The following is an 18,613-nucleotide window of genomic DNA, read 5'->3' as shown; positions in this document are numbered from 1 at the left end:
CAATGATCCACGCACGGTGATGAATCGGCTGAGAAGCTCATAAGATTCCGGTGGAAATCCGCGGCTCACTGCGTCAGCTCGACCCACTGGCCGACGAGCCGTTCACAATTCAGGAACTTTGGCTACAGTCCCCCGCAGCGCGCCCATCCGACCAGGGATTTCTCCAGCTGAGGCCGCCCTCAGGCCTCATCCGTCACACAAACTCCTGAATAGTGAACTCCGGGAGCTCAGTACCCGGCCGGCCAGGTGAACGCGGCCGGCGCCGTCGCCTTCTCGCCCGACTTCGTCACCACGATGTCGATGTCCTCATGGTCGGCAAGCGTGATCGCCGCAGGGTCGCCGGCGAACGGCTTGCCGTCGACGAATGTCGTCACCGTGTCACCGGATGCCGCAGAGTAGGAGCCGATCCGGCCGGTGTCGAGCGCCACATTCCATTCGGTGAAGACCTGGCCGAGCGTGAACGTCGTCTTCACAGGGGATTCGACGTGGACGATCCCCGACTGGTCGTGGGTGTGCAGCGGCGAAATGGAGGCGTTCGCCTCGTCGATCCCGAGCAGCGCCGGAACGGTTACCGGATGTCCGTCGACGCTCACGCTGAGGTGCGAGTGGATGTGCTCGACGGTGCCCTCGGCACTCAGCATCGTGAGACCTGCAGCTTTCGCTCGCGCGGCCGGATCGGCAGGAGCTGCCCACGGCGGCGCGGATTCGGAGCCGGTCGCGGTCGTCGGAGCGCTGGTGGACACGGCGGCCGCATTCGCCTTGCCGCCCGAGTTGGAGTTCGCCACGATCACCCCGGTGATCACGCCGCCGAGCAGAACGACGGCGACGCCGACGCCGGTCCAGATGAGCAGACGGTTCCGCCGATCGCGCCGACGCTGCTGTTCGAGCAGCGCGGCAGCCTTCGCCCGCGCGGCCGATTTGGCCTCGCGAGTGCGAGCGTTCTTGGAGTCTGCGGACATGTCACCCTTTCAGCGCGGATCAGCGCGGATCAACGCGGATCCTCCCTATCGTCGCCGATCCCAGCCGAAAGTTCTCTGAGCGCCCCCGGTTGTTCGGTCACATTTCAGGAACATCGAACAACATCAGCGCACAAAAAAGGAGGGCGACCACACACCACCCTCCACTTTCAATCTACAGCGCCGTAGGGGGCTTGCCGCAAGGCCCCGGTGGGGGCGGAGAATCGTGGACTGTGACTGTGAGTTCGAGTGCGTTCGACCTGCCCGACCGACTCGCCGCAAAACGCGACCCGGCGCTGATCGCCGTCGACGAGCAGCATTTCGCCCTGATCGCGGACAGCCTCGAACGCTCCATCGACGACCTCTCGCACCGTCTCGACGAGGAACGCAAGGCGCCCGGCGGCGAAGGCGAGGCGGCGCTGACACGCGACCTCGAGATCCACCGCCTGACCGCACAGCTGCGGCTGCTGCGCCGCTTCGGGCTGGACCTCTGCCTGGGCCGCATGGTCAGCGCGAACGACCCCGACCCTGTCTATGTCGGGCGTCTCGGTCTCACCGACCCCGAAGGCGAGCGACTGCTGGTCGACTGGCGCTCCCCGGCAGCCGAGCCGTTCTTCGGCGCGACGTACGCAAACCCGATGGGGTTGGTGAGTCGCCGCCGGTATCGCTGGACCCGCGGGCGGATCAGTGACTTCTGGGACGAAGTGTTCACCCCCGAAGGCTTCGAGGGAAATGCCGCCCTCGACGACGAGTCCGCCTTCATCGCGAGTCTCGGCAGCAGCCGTTCCACGCGGATGCGCGATGTGCTCGGTACGATCCAGGCGGATCAGGATGCGATCATCCGCGCGGGCTCGCCGGGCGCCCTTGTCGTCGACGGCGGCCCCGGCACTGGCAAGACCGTCGTCGCCCTTCACCGGGCTGCCTACCTTCTCTACTCGGACCCGCATCTCGTGAATCACCGGGGAGACGTGCTCGTCGTCGGGCCGCATGCCGGCTACCTCGCGTATGTCGACGATGTGCTCCCGAGCCTGGGCGAGGAGGGCGTTCAGACCTGCACCTTGCGCGACCTCCTCGTCGAAGGTGCTGCCGCGGCGCACGAGACCGACCCTGCTATCGCCCGCCTGAAATCGTCGGCCGACCTGCTCAGGGCGGTCGAGGCGGCGGTGCGGTACTACGAGGAGCCGCCGTCAAGGCCGATGACCGTCGGGACTCCCTGGGCCGACATCCGGCTCACTGCCGCCGAATGGGCGGAGGCTTTCGACTCGGCCGATCCGGGTATACCGCACAACGAGGCGCGCGACCAGGTCTGGGAGGCGCTCCTCGACATCCTGGTCGACCTCTTCGATGACGGAGAGGTGCCTCTCCACCTGGTTCGGCGGTCGCTCGTGCAGAACGAGGAGCTCACCCGCACCTTCGCGAAGGCGTGGCCCCTGCTCGACCCGGCTGGCATCGTCGGAGACCTGTGGTCCGTTCCCGCGTACCTGAAGCTCTGCGCGCCCTGGCTCCCGCACGCTGACTTCGAACTGCTCCAGCGGACGGATGCTCGGGCCTGGACCGTCTCCGACCTGCCGTTCCTGGATGCGGCGCGACAACGGATCGGCGACCCGGCGGCCGCGCGACGCAATCGTCGGCGGGAAGCGGCGATCGCATCCGCCCAGGAGGAGATGGCGCGGGTCATCGATCACCTCATCGAGGCCGACGACAGCGAGCTCCAGGTGATGAAGATGCTGCGCGGCCAGGATTTCCAGAACACGCTGGTCGACGAGGCCGCACTGCCGAACGCCGATCCCGATCTGCTTGCCGGCCCGTTCGCCCACATCATCGTCGACGAGGCGCAGGAGCTCACCGACGCAGAATGGCAGATGCTGCTGAGCCGCAACCCGACCCGGAGTTTCACGGTCGTCGGTGACCGGGCCCAGGCGCGGCACGGATTCACCGAGTCGTGGCAGCGACGACTCGAACGCGTCGGGCTCACCGAGATCACGATGGCCTCGCTGAGCATCAACTACCGCACGCCCGAGGAGGTCATGGCCGAGGCCGAGCCGGTCATCCGCGCCGCCCTGCCCGACGCGAACGTCCCCCTTTCGATCCGCTCGAGCGGCCTCCCCGTCATCCACGGTTCCGTGGCCGATCTCGGGTCGATCGTCGAGCGGTGGCTGGAAGCGCACGCGGAGGGGATCGGCTCTCTCATCAGCGCGGCCGGCCCGGGCGGAACCGCATCCGCCGTAGTTCCGCCGTCCCCCCGCATCCGCTCACTGACCCCGGAACTGTCGAAGGGACTCGAGTTCGACCTGGTCGTCCTCGTCGACCCCGAGTCGTTCGGTGGCGGAATCGAGGGCGCCGTCGACCGCTACGTCGCGATGACCCGCGCAACCCAGCAGCTCGTCATCCTCACCTCGTGACGCGGTCACAGTCCTTGTTAGGGCAGGATCGGGCTTCTACCATCGGAAGGGATCCGCTTTCTCTGGAGGCCTCATGCCTGAGGACCCATCTCCTGCCCCGCCCGACCAGAAACGCTCGCGACGCCGGCTGCTCGCCTGGGTGATCGGCCTGCTCGGCGCTACAGCGACAGCGGTGATCGTGCCGATTCTCGCCCAGAACGCCAACAGCCTCATCGCGCACGTCACGACGACCGGGCAACCGGTTACGATCCACGTCGAGCTGCAGCCGTCGGTCGACGACGTCAGCCTCCCGGCCGGGCAGCACCTGTCGAGCGCCGACCTGGCCACACTGTCGACGATGGCTCCCGGCGATGGGGCGTCGTGGCTTGCAGCCCACAAGAACGGCGTCATCACGAGCACGCGCACTCTCGCTCTCACGCTCACCGGCAATCGTCCGGAGCCTGTGCGGATCACCGGCATCTCCGTGGACAGCTCGTGCAGGAACCCGGCTCGGGGCACGATCGTCCGAATGCAGTACGGGCGCGGCGCTGGCGTGGCGTCCGAGCGCATGGAGATCGATGCGGAGGCTCTCGACCCACAGGCCTATGCGTACGACGCCAACTCGAAGAAGCAGCCGTACTTCCCGAACAGGACGATCGTGCTCGATCATGGCGAGGAACAGGAGGTCGTGGTCGATGTCAATCCCCGCTTCGACCTGACGGACGACCCGGCGAAGGTCCGTGTCTGCGATGTGCGGATGTCGCTGAGACTGCTTCACCAGGGCACGGCCTCGACCGAGAGGGTGCCCGGCTCTGTGCGGGTGATGGGCATCGAGCCCTTCGCAGCGGACGACAGCTACGCTCACGTCTTCCTGGGTACAGGGATCTGCAAGACCGTCGTGGTCGCTCCGCGCGGATGGATGCAGGGCGCCGTCGCGACCGCGAATCTCGGATGCGGTCGCGCCGACAATGTCGCCGGCGGCTGATCGGATTTCCTAGGTGAGGCGCGCCAAGAGCCCCGCCAGCGTCGCGAATTCCTCGTCGTCGAGCGGCGCGAACGATGCAGTGAGCACCTCGGTCGCAACCGCGCTGCCTTCCGCGAGCAGCCTTTCGCCCTTGTCGGTGATGCGATGCCTGATGGCGCGCCCGGGCCCGTCGACCCGCTCGATCAGACCGCGCTTGACCATTCGGCCCGCCAGAGTGCCGAAGGCCTGGTCGCTCTGGAAGGTGAGCTGCGCAAGCTCCCGGAGCGAGGCATCGGGGTTGCGATTCAGGTGACGCAGCGCATCCCATTGGACGAGCGACAACCCGAGTTCGCCGAGCCTCGCGTCGAGCGCGCGATGATGCCGGGCCTGGATCCGCTTGATGGCCAGCCCGACGTCCTGCACCGCTCTCCGAGTCATGCCTGAATCCTATCCGAAAACAGCTTGTTTAGTTCAACATGTTGATCTAGCATGGTTGATACGAGGGAACGGAGAAGCCCATGAACATCATCGACATCACAACCGAGGCGGGCACGGCCGAGGTCACCTACGCCGAGTTCGGCCAGGGCCGCCCCGTCGTGATCCTTCACGGGGGCGCAGGCCCGCAGTCCGTGACAGCATTCGCCGAACTCTTCGCGGCGCGAGGCGACTCGCGCGTCATCGTGCCGACCCACCCCGGCTTCGCCGGCACACCAAGACCCGATCACCTCGACAGCATCCGCGCCCTCGCCGAGCTCTACGCGACGATGATCGACGAACTCGACCTGACCGACGTGCTGCTCATCGGCAACTCCATCGGAGGGTGGATCGCCGCAGAACTCGCCCTGATCGCCGGCCCGCGGCTGTCAGCCCTCATACTCGTCGACGCTGCCGGGCTCGACGTCGACGGGCATCCGATCGCCGACTTCTTCTCTCTCACGATGGACCAGCTCGCCGACCTGTCCTACTTCGAGCCTGGCGCCTACCGCATCGACGTCGATGCGCTTCCCGCCCCCGTCAAGTCCGCGATGGCCGGCAACCGCGCAGCCCTTCTCGCCTATGCCGGCACCTCGATGGCCGATCCGACGCTCCGGATGCGCATCGCCGGCATCCGCATCCCGACCCTGGTCGTCTGGGGCCAGGCCGATCGCGTCGTCGACCCCGCCCACGCGCGCGCCTACGCCACCGGCATTCCGGGCGCCGCGCTCGACCTCATCGACAACGCAGGCCATCTGCCACAGCTCGAAACACCCGAACGCCTCCGAGACGACGTCGCAGCGTTCGTCGCCGGATATCAGAGCGCGTTACCCGCCACCAGCCGGACACCGATGTAGGGGGCGACGCCGCGCTGGACCAGGTCGACCTCGAACCCTGCCAGGTTCTCGAGGTGGCGGGCCACCCGCAGGCCGCCGACGTCGATGGGCAGGCATCCGATCGCCTCGACGAGGCCGGACACCGTTGCTTTCGCCGGCTCGTCGTCGGATGCGATCAGCACCTGTACGGGTTCGGCCAGGGCTCCGGATGCACGCGGCTCGAGCCACTCGGCGTAGACAGTGTTGAACGCCTTGACCACGCGAGCGCCCGGAGCCGCTTCCGCGATGCGCTCGCCCAGTGACGCTCCCCCGGCATATCGGCTCTCGAAGTGCGGCGGATCGATGGGATTGTTGAGGTCGACGAGGATTACTCCGTCGAGTACATCGGTGAGCGAGCGGACCACCTCCAACGCCGCCCGATCGTCGACGGCGACGAGCACGACATCGGACTGCGCCGCCGTTCGATGGTCCGTCCCGGCAGTACCGCCGATCTCCGAGCTCAGCCGCTGAGCTCTCTCCGGATCGCGCGAACCGACGACGACCTCGTGGCCGGCCCGAACGAGCTGGCCGCCCAGCGCCCGCGTCATGGGACCCGTTCCGAGAATTCCGATTCGCACACGTCGACTCTCGTCCCCGGCGGTCGGGCGGCGGGCACAGGCACGCCGAGCTGCGAGGAATCCGGGACAGCGCAGAGGAGCGCCTGTCGGTCGAATACGAGAGTCATTGTCCATTCGCCGTAATAATTCACGGCCTCGCCCGTCTATTCAGTGGGCCGATCTCGCGCCCCCATCCATTCATCGAACGACCAGTGAGACACCAATGGGGAAATTACAGGAACGCCGGCAAGCTCTACCTACCCTGAACGGCGGGCGGGTGGCCGTCGCGGCGCTGCTTTACGCGCGGATCGGGGAAGAAGTCGAACTGGTCCGGTACCGGGCTGGACGCGATGGCTTTCTTCCGGAGCTCGTCTCCGGCGAGCTCGTCGGCTGTACAGAGACGGAGTGGATCCTCATGGTCGGCGGAGTCGAGAGCCGCTACCCGTTCGCGGAATGGGAATACTGCATCGGCGCAGACGACGACAGGGTCACGGACACCGGGCGCGCCGGTTTCTTAGGGCCTGAGTCCGGTGCGATTCCGGACCCAGGCCATCACGCCTAGACCACTAGACCCCGACTCGGCGAGTGCGTCGCTTCCGCTCCTCGTTCCTGGGCACGCCGGTTTCGGATGAGAACGGCCGTGAACAGCGCCGAGCCGAGGACGAGTACCAGGCCACTCCCGCAGAGGGGGGCCATGATGGTCGAGCCAGTGAAGGCGAGGATCCCTGGAGTGTGGTCCACGAAGATCGATTGAGCCTCGCTGTCGATGTCTTTGTGCTGCGCGACGACCAGGTCGCCGTCGAGCACCGTTTCGAACACGACGACCCACGTGTCCTTGTACCCGGTCGGCACCGTCAGCTCCAGGTCCACGGCACCGTCAGCCGTCTCGGGCACGAAGGTGCGGGTGGCGCTCAGACCCGTCCGGTCGCCGTTTTCCTTGTATCTGAGCTCACCTTGGAGGGTGTACTCGCGTCCCGGGATCAGACCCCTGTAGTAGACAGTGTCCACGATCGTGCCGCCGTTCTCGGTGAGCTGCTGATCGGCATCGGCCTTGTCCGCCGCACTGGTGGTGACGGTGGGCTCTGGCCGGATGTCGACGGTCTGCTCTTCGCTGTCGATGTCGCGGTGCGTGGCGATGACGCGCTCGTTCTCCACGACGGTCTCGAACACCACCAGGCGCTTGCCGGCGAAGCCGGAAGGCACGGTGAAGTCGAGTCCGATCGAGCCGTTCGCGGTCTCGGGGACGAATGTCCGTTCTGCGGTGACGCCGGTGGGCTTGCCTGTGGCCTTGTCGATCAGCTCGCCCTTCAGAGTGTGCTCGACACCGGGGACCAGGTTGGTGTACTCGACGAGGTCGGTGATCGTGCCGCCCTGGAACTCCAGGGGCTGCTCTGCATCGTCCTTGTTCGTCGCGGTGGTCCTCAGTGCGGGCACCTCACCGACGGTGATGGTCTGCTCCGTGCTCTCGACGTCCTCGTGCTGGGCGATGAGTTTTCCGTTGACGTCGTACAGCCTCTCAAAGGCAACGAGCATCCCATTCGCGTAGGCTCCGTCGACGACGAACTCCAGGCTCACTGAACCGTCAGCCGCCTCCGGCTGGAATGTGATCGCCGAGGTGATGCCCGTCGCAATAGCGGTGGATTCACCCGTGGTCTCGTTCAGTTCCTTGTGCATGAGCTCGCCCGTGATCGTGTAAGGCTCCCCCGGGTTGAGCCCGGTGTAGCGGACCTCGTCCACGACCACACCACCGAAGAAGCGTAATGGCGTCTTATCGTTGGTGTCCTTGTTAGTCGCAGTGGTCGCCACGGTGGGGTTCGCGTTGACACCGACGCTCTGCTCGACGGAGTCGATGTCGGTGTGCTGGGCCTCCAGCGAGGAACCCTGGTAGAGCCACTCGTAGGCGACGAGCGTCGTACCTGCGAGGGAAGCGTCCACGATGAACTCGACCGAGATGGTGCCGTCGGCCGACGTCGGCGTGAACTGGAGGTCGGACGACGTGATTCCGCTGGTCTGGCCGGTTGCCTTGTCCATCAGCTCACCACGGAGCGTGTACTTGATGCCAGGGATCAGACCGGTGTAGCGGACCACATCCACGATCACACCACCGTCAGAGGTGAGGGCGTGCGAGCCGCCGGCCTTGTTGGTCGCGGTGGTTCCGATCGTCGGACCTGGGTTGACCGTGACGGTCTGACCCGCATCACCGATCTCGGTGTGCTCGGCGACCAACGTCGTGCCGTTGGCCTCGTAGAGGTACTCGTAGACCACGATGCTCTTGCCCGCGTATCCCCGGGGCAGGGTCAGGTCCAGCGCCTGCTCGCCATTTGCCGCCGAAGCGGTGAACATGGTGTTTGTGCTGGTGCCCGGTATTATCCGACCGGTGCTCTTGTCCATCAGCTGGCCGACGAGCTTGTACTGCTTACCAGCGGTCAGACCGGTGTAGGACACCGTGTCGGTGATGGTTCCGCCGACGTAGAGCATGTTCTTGCTTCCGTCGGCCTTGTTCGTCGCCGTCGTTTTCAGTGACGGCTCGACCGCTGCCGGCGTGCGCTCGTTCACGATCGCTCCGTTTGAACCAGAGCCCTTCACCTTGGTGGTCTCGCCGGAGACCACGCTCACCTGATACCCGGCGAGAGCCGCCTCAGAAGCCACGAAGCCGTTGGGAGCCTTCGTCTCCTTCACTGTGTAGAAACCGGGAACGAGGCCGGAGAAGCGCGCATAGCCGCTCGCGTCTGTCACCTGGGAATCGTGGATCGCGTTCAAGTGGTCGTAGATCGTGAACTCAGCGCCCTCGAGGGGAACGTTCGTGGGATCGACCTTGTTCAGCTCGACAGCGCCGGGCACTACCGGGGTCTCCTCCTTTTGGTTGTAGAAGTCGATCTCGATGTTGTTCGTCTGACCGGGCTGCAGTGTCACCGAGACACTTTCCTTGCCGTCGACATACCCATATCCGGACGGGAGGGAGACCTCCACCAACTTGTATTCTCCGGACAGCAGACCGCTCGCAACGAGCTTGCCGTCGTCGCCTGTGGTCAGACCCGAACGGACCAGTCGGTCAGAACCGTCGATGGTGCGATACAGGTCGAAGACCGCGCCGGACAACGGCTGGTTGGTGTCCTGGTCCTTCTTGACCAGTGTCAGGTCACGAAGGTAGCCCTGCGAGGAGCTGGAGATGTCGGCCCACTTCACCTCCTGCCCGAAGGCATCACCGCCGTCGGGCTTGCCGGGAATGACAGCAGTCACATCGTTGCGGTAGGCATCCGCCACCTGGAAGACCGAACTCTCGTAGTTGAGCCAGAACTCCTGATCGACGTCGGTGAGCAGGGTGACGCTGAAACCGCTGCCGTCGGCGAAGAAGTCGACGGTGTAGTCCACGCCCGCAGCGAGGACGGCGCTCGGCGCGATCGTCTGGACAACGAGGGTCGCCGGGTTGACGACCAGGCCGTTCGCCCTGTCCGTGATCGTGGAGCCCGCGACAAAGACGCGAGCCTTATCCATGTTGAGGCGCACCGAATACAGGAGGACGGAGTTGTTACTCCCCTCCTTGAACCAAGCGTACTTGCCGTGCTCCTGCGGGCTCCCGCCGCCCGGGTTTCCCAAGTCGCCCGCGAACGTTATCCGGATCGTGTACTCGTGGTCGGTTCCGGGGTTCAGGGTCATGTCGGGGTCGTCTGGCGTGCCGAGGTAGTTTCCGCCGATCCAGAAATGCCCGCGAATACCATCGAGCTGCTCAACACCCTCGTTCAAGACGACCCGCAGCCTGCCGAAGCTATAGGTCGCCGTCCCGATCTGGTAATCGGTGCCGTTGTAGGTGGCCACGAAGGTGAACATCGTGTTGCTCGGAGCGCTCGTGGCGAAGTTGTCGGGAAGGGCATAGGTGAAGGTGTCCCCGTCCTTGTACCCCTTCGCGTCGAGATCGTACTCGATATATAAACCACCAGAGGCACCGTGTTCGGCGGAGGTGATCGCCGGACCATTTTCGGAGGAACGGAACTCGGCTTTGGTGATCATCGGCGCTCGTTCATCCGCCTGCGCGGTCGCGACACCGCCGATCAGAGAAATGAGACCGACAAGCACTGCAATCAGTGCAGCAATCGCCGACTTCAGCCGGTGTCGCCAACGGATGAGGTGGCGGGGGCGGCCGGAACGGTTTGCGCGTAGCGCAATCGGACTGTGGAACTTCATAGGTCGTCGTCCTTCTCTGGGGAGCCGGAATCACACAGGGCACTAAGGGCCCGCATAACAAGTGACGTGCAATGTTCAGTTCCATAACCCCGAATCGAGAACGAGTTGTACACCCCGAAAACGGCCGGTCGATGAGGTCGCAGCTATCCTTTCCGCGAGCCGCAGGTCCGGCACGCGAGGGACCCCGCCCGCTCCGGAGAACGCACGGGGTTCCGTTGTGGTCGGACAGTTATCCCTGTGGTGGCACGTGGCTGGTCGCCCAGGCGGCGGCCTGCGCGTACCAGTCCCCAGCGTTGAGCTCGTTGTTGATGTCGTGTCCGGCGTTCGGAAGGACGTAGGTCTGCATAGCGGAGTCCGGGAAGAAGGATGCCTCCGAATCGTAGAGAGCCTGATCGGTCGAGCAGTCGTCGAGACCGCCCTTGCCCGCCTGCTGGCAGAAGAATCCGTCGTACTGGCCCATGACCATGAACATCGGCGCTGTCACGCCGAGGCTCCCGATCTCGAACTCGGGAATAGTACCCAATTCGGTGGCCGAGACAAGGCCCTTGGTCGACTCGTCGTAGGCGACGACCGCCGGATCCGTATCCGGAGCGTTGTAGAACAGCGAGCCGCGTGTTCCGGGCAGCGTGGTCAGGTAGCCCACATCCAAGCCCACGAGGGGTGAGAGCCGGGGGTCGAGGACGGGCGGTTCGAGACTGGTTCCCAGGCCCTGCAGGTTGCCGACGAGGTGCCCGAGACCAGACGAGATGATCCCATCGACATCGGCGTAGGTGGCGTCTTCCAGCCAGGCGATGCCGGAGCCATAAGAGTGACCGACCATCAAGACCTTCGCATACGGACCACCGGGAATCGACCCGGCTCGCGCTGCCTGGACGACGTCGTGGATCGAGACCGCATCGGAGGCCAGGTTGAGCTGTGTGCTCGGCGGTATCGAACTCTGTCCGGCCGAGCCGAGGCGATCGACCGCGAGTGTCGTATAGCCGGCGGCGTTCTGGACGCCGCTGTAATCATACTTTCCGGCGAAACCGGGAAGGTCCCAGTAGTTGTGGTCGTACGTGATCCCGTGGACCAGGATCTGGATGGTCTTGGATGGCCCCGTCGACGGTTGACAGAGCCGGCCGTACATTGTGTACGTCTTGGCTGCGCCGTCAGCCAACGCGACAGGAATGCTGTCGAAGCTTCAGATCGGCGACGCGATCTACATCCAGACGAAAGCTGGCTGGTACACGTACATTTTCAGGAACTACCAGTACGTGCAGCCCAATGCCGTCGACGTACTGCTGCCCGTCCCCGCCCACCCGGGAACCGCGGCTGCCGACAGGTTGATCACGATCACGACCTGCAATCCTCCGTTCCATGCCGCGGAACGCCTGATCGCCTACGGCACGTTCGAGTCCTGGCAGCCACCCACCGACATTCCCACGCCGATCGCTTCGATCGTCACCGCGAGTAGTTGACCAACCGAAAAGGAGTCCTATGTACGGCGCATTCTGGCGCATCCTTCCCGGACCTGCCTGGGTCCGGTTCCTCGCCCTCGTCGTTGTCCTCACGATCGTCCTCGTCTCCTGTGTGACGTGGATCTTCCCCTGGATCGACGGCATCCAGAACACCGGAGAAGGAACGGTGGGGCGATGAAGGCGACCACGCTCATCACCGTGCTCCTTGGAACGGGCTCCCTGCTCGGTCTGGCGGGCTGCGCTGATCCAGTCCCGGAAGAGCCCGTGCCCGCGCCGATCCCCTCGGTGACTCCTGCTCCGATGCCTCCGAAGACTCCCCTCCAGGCCAGCCACGCCCTCTTCGACGAGACCAACCTGCGGACCAGCAACACTGTCCCCACCGGAGGAGCGGCATTCCTCGCCGGGTTGGAGGCGGCGGGATTCGCCGCCGACACCCTCGAAACGACCACCGACCTGACGAGCGTCGGGCTCAAGGCGCCCTCGATCCAGTTCGCGGCACTCGTCGACTCGACCTGCCTCATCGGTCAGTACGGCCCCGGCGACACCGGGTATCGGAGCGTCATCGTCGCACCCCTCGTAACTGGTGGGTGCCTTGTGGGCGAATCGCATCGTTAACATAGGGGGACCAACGGCTCTGACCCCTTCGTGATGAACGTCTCATGCAGCGCCTACCTCGCAAGCGTCGGGCAGCTCAAGGTGTACGGGACGAAGCGCCTGGACGTGCAGGGTGGAACGGCAGTGAACGGAGCGTCAGTCGCGATCTCCGACTGCACCGGGACCGCTGAAAAGCAGTGGCGGGTGCATGCAGACGGCAGCGTCCAATCAGCGTTGAACACGGAAGACATCGCGGGAGGGGGAAAGTGCCCTCCCGCGATGTTGCCCCTGTCCGACGAGTGCCGCTAGCAGGCTTTCGCGTGACGTGAGCACATCGCGAGCGACAGATGTTTCTTCCACCTCCAGGACTGTGGCTGCCGTGGTGCTGAAGTTCCTGCCGCCTCCAGGAAAGTCGGGGTCGAGTTCGAGCGCTCCCGTCGGGGCAACTCGATACAGCGTCCCCGTTCCCCAACCACCGGACTCGGGAAAGTACAGCGCGGCGAAGGCGCGAGCGATGGTGCGATCCGAACTGATGTACACCCGATCGCCCTCGCTCTCGTACTCGATTCCGAGCACGGCTGCAAAAGCGGTGGCTGTACTCACCACTCCGCGAGCCAACGGCGAAAGAATCAGGTCGCCCGCGAGGAGACCGGGTGCACCCCCGTGCCAGTAACTGATTGACCCTGAACGCTTCTGCAGTGCTCTGAGGCGCGCGACCTTGTCCAATTTCAGTCTCGGTTCCTTCGTCGATGTAGAGGAGGCTGAATCACCCCACACAAACGAGACGGGAGACGTGCTCCCTAATAACGCAAATCTCGCGACTGAATACTGGCGATCATGGCGAGCCGACAGATCAGCCGGGACCTCCAGCGCATCCAGAAGCCTGCGGCTGATGGGCCCGCGGGTGAGAAGCCTGCGGGTGGTGCAGCCGGTATCGTACGCACGCGGACGGCCGCAAGGTCCTGGAGGTTGTTGCGCTGGGACCCGTCCCAGTTCGCGTACAGGTATGGCCCGCCGAGCGCCGAGATGGACCGGACTGGCACCCTCACGAAGGAGTCCGGGCCGGTGACATACGTCACCTCGCCGCGCATGATCTGGGTCGACGCGACCGAGGCGTCCACGACGCCATGGGGTGTGATCAGGGCGACGATCGATCCGAGCTCGTTGCGGGCGACGAGCTCGATCTTCAGGTCAGGCATGGTGCGAACCTCGGGGTGATGCAGCGCGTTCCGCGCTCGCGGCTGTCAGGGTGGCAGGATGCCGGACTGACCCTTTCGCTCCGGCAGGATGTCGTCGCGAGGGCTTCAGCGCCAACGTCCTGCTTCGATGTTAAAGAAATTCATTCATCAGGTCCAACAGTGAATACTTCTGCCATTCATCCGCGCATTGGATGAATTCGTCGAAGCTGGCGCCATTCAGGCGCTGAAACCTTTCGTGATTGCAATAAAAGATTGACATCGAGATTTCGACGAACTTACCTTGGGTCGACATCACCCACCGATCAGAGAACCAGGACAGCTTCATGCCTCACATCCGCGTCGACCTGCACGAATCCCACCGCCCGCGAATGGCCGAGATCAGCTCCGCGCTCCACGCCAGCCTCGTCGAGGGACTCGTCATGCCCGACGACGACCTCTTCCAGATCTTCACCCTGCACGCAGAAGGCGAGCTCGTCTTCAGCCCGACCTTCCCCGAGGCTGAGCGCGACGACATCATCTACATCCAGGTGCTGGCGTCTCACGGCTACACGCCTGAACTGAAGCAGCAGATGTACGCGGCGATGGTGAAGAACATGGCGGCCATCGGCATCCGGCAGGACACGCTGCTCGTGTCGATCGTCGAGATCGACGGCGCGAACAACTGGCATTCGCCGGCGAAGCCTGTCGCCGCTTGAACGCGAGCCGCGCGGCCGGCGCCTGGCTCAGGCCGGCCGCGCGGTACTCGACCGTACGACGAGCGAGGTGACGAGTTCGATGCGGTCGGCGGATGCCCGTGGCTCGGCTCGCAGGCGCACCACCAGCTTCGCGGCCTCCTGCGCCATCTCCATGAGCGGCTGCCGCACGGTCGTCAGCGGCGGCCCGGCCCAGCGCGCCAGCGGAAGGTCGTCGTAGCCGACGACGGAAAGGTCGTGGGGTATCCGCAGCCCGAGTGACCGCGCGGCCTCGTAGGCGCCGAGGGCCTTGATGTCGCTGGTCGCAAAAATCGCCGTCGGTCGATCGGACCGCGAAAGCAGGCGGATGCCCGGCTCAGCGCTCGCTTCGTCGGAGAATTCGTGCGAGATGATCAGGCTGTCGTCGATCGGGAGGTTGGCGGCCCCCATGGCCGACCGGAAACCGTCGACCCGAGCGCGGGTGGCCATGAGGTCGTCTGGGCCGGCGATCACGCCGATCCGGGTGTGCCCGAGCTCGATCAGATGGCGCGCAGCAGCCATACCGCCCGCCCAGTTCGTCGACCCGATCGAGGGCACTTCGGGTGCGGGATCGCCGGCGGGATCGACGATGACGAATGGGACGTTCCGCGATCGCAGCTCGTGCTTGTCGTTCTCCGACATGTCCGACGCAACGAGGATCACTCCGGCAGGCTGGCGCTTCGAGACGGCTTTCGCCCAGCCGGGCGCCACACCGTGCCGCACCCGGCTCTCACTCACGGTCACGGTCAGGTCGTGCGCATTCGCGACGCGAACGGCTCCGCGCACGAGTTCCATGGTCCACTCGCCGTCGAGCGACTCGTAGACGAGCTCGATCTGCGGTGAGAACGCCTGTTCCGTGCCGCGCTTGCGATAGCCGTGGGCATGAAGCGCCTTGGTCACCCGTTCACGCGTCTCCGGCGCGACTCCCGGCCGGTCGTTGAGGACTTTGGATGCGGTGGCGATGGAGACCGCGGCCTCGCGTGCCACCGCCTCGAGAGTGGCGTGATCTGACATGAAAGTCACCTTAGCAGTCGAGCGAAAACTTTCCAATATTTACATAAAACTTGACTCGCCCAAATGGCCCACCTAAATTGGCCGCATCAGTCCAAAGGAGAACAAGGATGTTTGAGCGTTTCAGCGGCGCCCGCCGTCGGAGAACAGCGATCGCGATCGCAGCGATGGCCGCCTCGGTGGCCGTCGTCCTCACCGGATGCAGCGGCTCGCCGGCCAGCAGCAATGACTCGGCCACGTCGGGCTCGATCACGTGGTGGGGGTGGACGCCCGAGATCGGCGTCGGCAAGCAGTACGTCGAGTCGTTCAACAAGGCGTACCCGAACATCAAGGTGACCTACAAGCAGGTCGCGACGGCCAGCTACGACTCGGCCATCCGCCCGGCGCTCGCGTCATCGGTCGGGCCCGACGTGTTCAACATGGCGCCGGGTGGCGGCATCGGTTCGATCCAGGCCTATCAGGGCTCGGCGATCGACCTCACCCCCGCGGTCACGTCGGCGCTCGGCTCCGGCTGGAAGTCGAAGGTCGCCGCGATCGGCCCGAAGGGGCTGACGACCTCGAGCGGCAAGCTCGCCGCCCTGTCCGTCGGATCCACGTTCGCCGGCCCGGTCTGGATCAACCCGACGCTGTTCGCCAAGTACGGGCTCACCCCACCGAAGACGCTCGACGAGTGGGTGCAGGTCTGCAAGGCCTTCGCTTCCCACGGCGCCACCTGCTTCGAGCAGGGTGCAGGCGACCCCGGATTCAACATGGACCTGCTGCACGCGATCGCGGACAGCATCCAGCCCGGGGTCTGGTCGAATGCGGTCGCCGGAAAGGCGAAGTGGACGGATCCCACCCTGCTGAAGGCGATGACGACGTTCGAGCAGATGTTCCACAACGGCATCATCCAGAAGGGCGCAGCCGGAATGCAGCAGTACCCGGACGTCAACAATGACTTCATGGGCGGCAAGACCGCGATGGTCATGATGGGCACCTGGTACATGCAGTACTCGACGACGGCAGGCGCGACGGCGGCGGTCTCGGCCTCGGGCGTGGCGGGTGCGAAGCCGTTCCCGATCGTCTCGATCCCGTTCCCTGACGTCACCGGCGCCGGAAACCCCGCACCGCTCTTCGGGGATGCCGACTACGGTCTCGCCGTCAACGTGAAGTCGAAGCACCAGAACGCCGCGAAGACGTTCGTCACCTGGCTCGCAACGAACGAGGGCGCCCAGCAGGTCGTGGCCAACGCGCTCAACGACATCTCGGCGTTGACGAACATCTCGCCGAAGTGGACGGACATCACGCTGGTCGACTCTGCCAAGCAGCAGTCGACGCTCGACACCCTCATCAAGAGCTCGAACACGACGACAGAGGCTCGCCTGGGCGACCTCAGCACGGCGCTCGGGCAGGCGATCGGTGTCGCCACCGGAGCGGTCGCAGCCGGTCAGGCTTCACCGAAGCAAGCCCTCGCGACGCTGCAGTCCTCGGCAGGCACGAACTGACATGTCCCACGAAGTCGCATCTCGGAACACCTCGAGAGGCACGGTGTCCCTGCCGGGCCGGGTCCACGGACGAACATCCGTGGTACCCGCCCGGCGGCGCCGGTTCCGCCCGCAGGGGTACACGTGGGTCCTTCCCGCGCTGGCCCTCTCCGTCGGGCTGATCTACTACTGCATCGGCTACACCGGGTACATCTCGACCCTCGACTGGAACGGCACCGCCCCCGACCCCACCAGTGTGGGCCTGGCGAACTACGCCAAACTGTTCGCCGACCCCGTGTTCTGGATGGCCATCCAGCACACGCTCCTCTTCTTCGTCGTCACCTTCGCCGTGCAGACGGTGCTGGGGATCGTCTTCGCCGCGATGCTCCACTCGCGGCCGTTCGCGGGGACGCTCTACAAAGTCGTCCTGTTCGTGCCGGTCGTTCTGGCACCCGCGATCATGGCTCCCGTCTTCCGTCAGATCTTCGCGAACAACGGCCAGTTCAACTGGATCCTCGAGCACGTGGGCCTCGGCTCGCTCGCGCAGCCCTGGCTGGCGCAACCGAGCACAGCGCTCTGGGTCATCATGGTCATCTCCATCTGGCAGTGGACGGGCATGACGATGATCCTCTACTACGCCGCGATGAGCCAGATCGAACCGGAGGTGCTCGAAGCGGCCGAGATGGACGGAGCCGGCAACATCCGGAAACTCGTCAGCATCATCTGGCCGAGCGTCCGCGGGACCACCATCGCCCTGGCCACCCTGAGTGCGATCGGATCGCTGAAGACCTTCGACATCCCGTACCTCGTCACAACAGGCGGCCCCAACTTCGCCACCGAGTTCCTGGGCACGATGATCTACCGAATCAGCATTCCACTCGGCCAGGTCGGCTACGGCGCGGCCATCTCCGTGATGCTCGTCATCATCGCGCTGGTACTCGGCATCGTGCTCAACGTCCGCAAACGTGAGAGAGGAGTGAGTCGCTGATGCTTCGCGCGCACACCCGCTTCGGACGGATCGCCCTTCAGATCATCCTGACCCTGATGGTCCTGCCGTTCCTGTTCCCGCTGATCGCGATGGTGCAAGGCTCGCTCGCCGGGGCCGGCTGGCAGAACTATGCCACCGTGCTGGGCGTGCCAGAGCTGCCGCTCTTCTTCCGCAACAGCATCATCATCGCGGCCGCGACCATCCTGATCGTCTACGTGTTCACCATGCTTGCCGCGTTCGGGTTCTCGAAGCTGCACATCTGGGGCAAAGAGGTGCTGTTCTGGATGCTCTTGGCCGCGCTCACGCTGCCGGGCGTGGTGCTGTTGACTCCGCTGTTCGCGACGCTGACCTCGGTCAACCTCTACAACACGTACTGGGCGGTGATCCTCCCGCTGGCGGCTCTGCAGGTACCGTTCGCTGTGCTGCTCACGCGCAACTTCGTCAACGGCATCCCGGATGACCTGCTCGACGCCTCACGCATCGACGGAGCCAGCACCTTCAAGGGGTTCTGGTACATCATCCTGCCGCTGACGCGGCCGATCGGGGCGGCCATCGTGGTCTTCACCCTGATCGGAGCCTGGAACGAATACCTGTTCCCGCTGGTCTTCCTGGTCGACCCGACCACGCAGACCATCACCCAGCTTCCGCAGTTCTTCGTCGGCCAGTTCAGCAACGACCAGACCAAGGTCCTCGCTTCGGCGGTGATCACGGCGATCCCCGAGGTCGTCGCGTACCTGTGCTTGCAGGGACTGTTCGAGCGCGGCCTCTCCGCCGGCGCGCTCAAGTAGCGCATCCGCCGCAC

Annotated in this window: 19 protein-coding genes; 11 read left to right on the top strand and 8 right to left on the bottom strand. The window is 65.0% G+C overall.

What is annotated here, in order from left to right; all coding sequences use genetic code 11:
- Positions 1-227: 227 nt before the first annotated feature.
- On the bottom strand, positions 228-959 hold the full coding sequence (locus G3T36_RS07675) for a hypothetical protein (RefSeq protein ID WP_163288924.1): 732 nt from the start codon (positions 957-959) through the stop codon (positions 228-230).
- A gap of 236 nt (positions 960-1,195) precedes the next feature.
- Here G3T36_RS07675 and helR point away from each other — a divergent pair, with 236 nt between their 5' ends.
- Both helR and G3T36_RS07665 read left to right on the top strand, forming a co-directional pair.
- On the top strand, positions 1,196-3,358 hold the full coding sequence (gene helR, locus G3T36_RS07670) for an RNA polymerase recycling motor ATPase HelR (RefSeq protein ID WP_420811036.1): 2,163 nt from the start codon (positions 1,196-1,198) through the stop codon (positions 3,356-3,358).
- Between the two features lie 73 nt (positions 3,359-3,431).
- Complete coding sequence (locus G3T36_RS07665; RefSeq protein ID WP_163288922.1) at positions 3,432-4,322, top strand: hypothetical protein; 891 nt, start codon at positions 3,432-3,434, stop codon at positions 4,320-4,322.
- Positions 4,323-4,331: 9 nt separating this feature from the next.
- On the opposite strand, the gene G3T36_RS07660 is transcribed toward G3T36_RS07665, so the two are convergent.
- Positions 4,332-4,739 (bottom strand): MarR family winged helix-turn-helix transcriptional regulator, encoded by a 408-nt coding sequence (locus G3T36_RS07660; RefSeq protein ID WP_163288921.1) that lies wholly within the window; start codon positions 4,737-4,739, stop codon positions 4,332-4,334.
- 80 nt (positions 4,740-4,819) lie between these two features.
- Between G3T36_RS07660 and G3T36_RS07655 the strand changes: the two genes are divergently transcribed.
- Positions 4,820-5,632: an alpha/beta fold hydrolase gene (locus G3T36_RS07655; RefSeq protein WP_163288920.1), complete on the top strand. Its 813-nt coding sequence runs from the start codon at positions 4,820-4,822 to the stop codon at positions 5,630-5,632.
- Here G3T36_RS07655 and G3T36_RS07650 read toward each other — a convergent pair.
- On the bottom strand, positions 5,593-6,228 hold the full coding sequence (locus G3T36_RS07650) for an NAD(P)-binding domain-containing protein (protein WP_163288919.1): 636 nt from the start codon (positions 6,226-6,228) through the stop codon (positions 5,593-5,595). The genes G3T36_RS07655 and G3T36_RS07650 overlap by 40 nt on opposite strands.
- 202 nt (positions 6,229-6,430) lie before the next feature.
- Between G3T36_RS07650 and G3T36_RS07645 the strand changes: the two genes are divergently transcribed.
- Entirely contained in the window at positions 6,431-6,769 is a 339-nt protein-coding gene (locus G3T36_RS07645) for a hypothetical protein (RefSeq protein WP_163288918.1), read from the top strand.
- Here the strand turns inward: G3T36_RS07645 and G3T36_RS07640 are convergent.
- Complete coding sequence (locus G3T36_RS07640) at positions 6,766-10,215, bottom strand: VaFE repeat-containing surface-anchored protein (RefSeq protein ID WP_163288917.1); 3,450 nt, start codon at positions 10,213-10,215, stop codon at positions 6,766-6,768. The two genes, G3T36_RS07645 and G3T36_RS07640, sit on opposite strands and share 4 nt — an antisense overlap.
- A gap of 403 nt (positions 10,216-10,618) precedes the next feature.
- Positions 10,619-11,545, bottom strand: coding sequence for an alpha/beta hydrolase (locus tag G3T36_RS07635; RefSeq protein ID WP_163288916.1), 927 nt, complete (start codon positions 11,543-11,545; stop codon positions 10,619-10,621).
- Between the two features lie 10 nt (positions 11,546-11,555).
- Between G3T36_RS07635 and G3T36_RS07630 the strand changes: the two genes are divergently transcribed.
- From G3T36_RS07630 to G3T36_RS07625, 3 genes are read left to right on the top strand one after another with little or no spacing between them, the layout of a single operon-like run.
- A complete protein-coding gene (locus G3T36_RS07630; RefSeq protein ID WP_163288915.1) occupies positions 11,556-11,846 on the top strand; it encodes a sortase domain-containing protein in 291 nt (96 codons plus the stop codon).
- Positions 11,847-11,865: 19 nt separating this feature from the next.
- Positions 11,866-12,024: a hypothetical protein gene (locus tag G3T36_RS19505; RefSeq protein WP_193570881.1), complete on the top strand. Its 159-nt coding sequence runs from the start codon at positions 11,866-11,868 to the stop codon at positions 12,022-12,024.
- Positions 12,021-12,461 (top strand): DUF6993 domain-containing protein, encoded by a 441-nt coding sequence (locus G3T36_RS07625; RefSeq protein ID WP_163288914.1) that lies wholly within the window; start codon positions 12,021-12,023, stop codon positions 12,459-12,461. Before G3T36_RS19505 ends, G3T36_RS07625 begins: the two co-directional genes overlap by 4 nt.
- Before the next feature lie 207 nt (positions 12,462-12,668).
- On the opposite strand, the gene G3T36_RS07620 is transcribed toward G3T36_RS07625, so the two are convergent.
- Together G3T36_RS07620 and G3T36_RS07615 are read right to left on the bottom strand one after the other, a co-directional pair.
- A complete protein-coding gene (locus tag G3T36_RS07620; RefSeq protein WP_163288913.1) occupies positions 12,669-13,046 on the bottom strand; it encodes a hypothetical protein in 378 nt (125 codons plus the stop codon).
- A 194-nt stretch (positions 13,047-13,240) separates the two neighbouring features.
- Positions 13,241-13,639 (bottom strand): hypothetical protein, encoded by a 399-nt coding sequence (locus G3T36_RS07615; RefSeq protein WP_163288912.1) that lies wholly within the window; start codon positions 13,637-13,639, stop codon positions 13,241-13,243.
- A gap of 323 nt (positions 13,640-13,962) precedes the next feature.
- On the opposite strand from G3T36_RS07615, the gene G3T36_RS07610 reads away from it, so the two are divergent.
- On the top strand, positions 13,963-14,334 hold the full coding sequence (locus G3T36_RS07610; RefSeq protein WP_163288911.1) for a tautomerase family protein: 372 nt from the start codon (positions 13,963-13,965) through the stop codon (positions 14,332-14,334).
- Between the two features lie 27 nt (positions 14,335-14,361).
- Here G3T36_RS07610 and G3T36_RS07605 read toward each other — a convergent pair whose 3' ends face one another.
- Complete coding sequence (locus G3T36_RS07605) at positions 14,362-15,363, bottom strand: LacI family DNA-binding transcriptional regulator (RefSeq protein ID WP_163288910.1); 1,002 nt, start codon at positions 15,361-15,363, stop codon at positions 14,362-14,364.
- A 107-nt stretch (positions 15,364-15,470) separates the two neighbouring features.
- On the opposite strand from G3T36_RS07605, the gene G3T36_RS07600 reads away from it, so the two are divergent.
- The 3 genes from G3T36_RS07600 (at position 15,471) to G3T36_RS07590 (ending at position 18,599) form a co-directional block, all read left to right on the top strand.
- Positions 15,471-16,844, top strand: coding sequence for an ABC transporter substrate-binding protein (locus G3T36_RS07600; protein ID WP_163288909.1), 1,374 nt, complete (start codon positions 15,471-15,473; stop codon positions 16,842-16,844).
- 79 nt (positions 16,845-16,923) lie between these two features.
- Positions 16,924-17,811 (top strand): ABC transporter permease subunit, encoded by an 888-nt coding sequence (locus G3T36_RS07595; protein ID WP_205245024.1) that lies wholly within the window; start codon positions 16,924-16,926, stop codon positions 17,809-17,811.
- Complete coding sequence (locus tag G3T36_RS07590) at positions 17,811-18,599, top strand: carbohydrate ABC transporter permease (RefSeq protein ID WP_163288907.1); 789 nt, start codon at positions 17,811-17,813, stop codon at positions 18,597-18,599. Before G3T36_RS07595 ends, G3T36_RS07590 begins: the two co-directional genes overlap by 1 nt.
- The last annotated feature ends 14 nt before the right edge of the window (positions 18,600-18,613 follow it).

The sequence above is a fragment of the Leifsonia tongyongensis genome, from assembly GCF_010686705.1.
Lineage (GTDB): Bacteria > Actinomycetota > Actinomycetes > Actinomycetales > Microbacteriaceae > Diaminobutyricibacter > Diaminobutyricibacter tongyongensis.
This window is presented reverse-complemented; position numbering and strand designations above follow the sequence as displayed.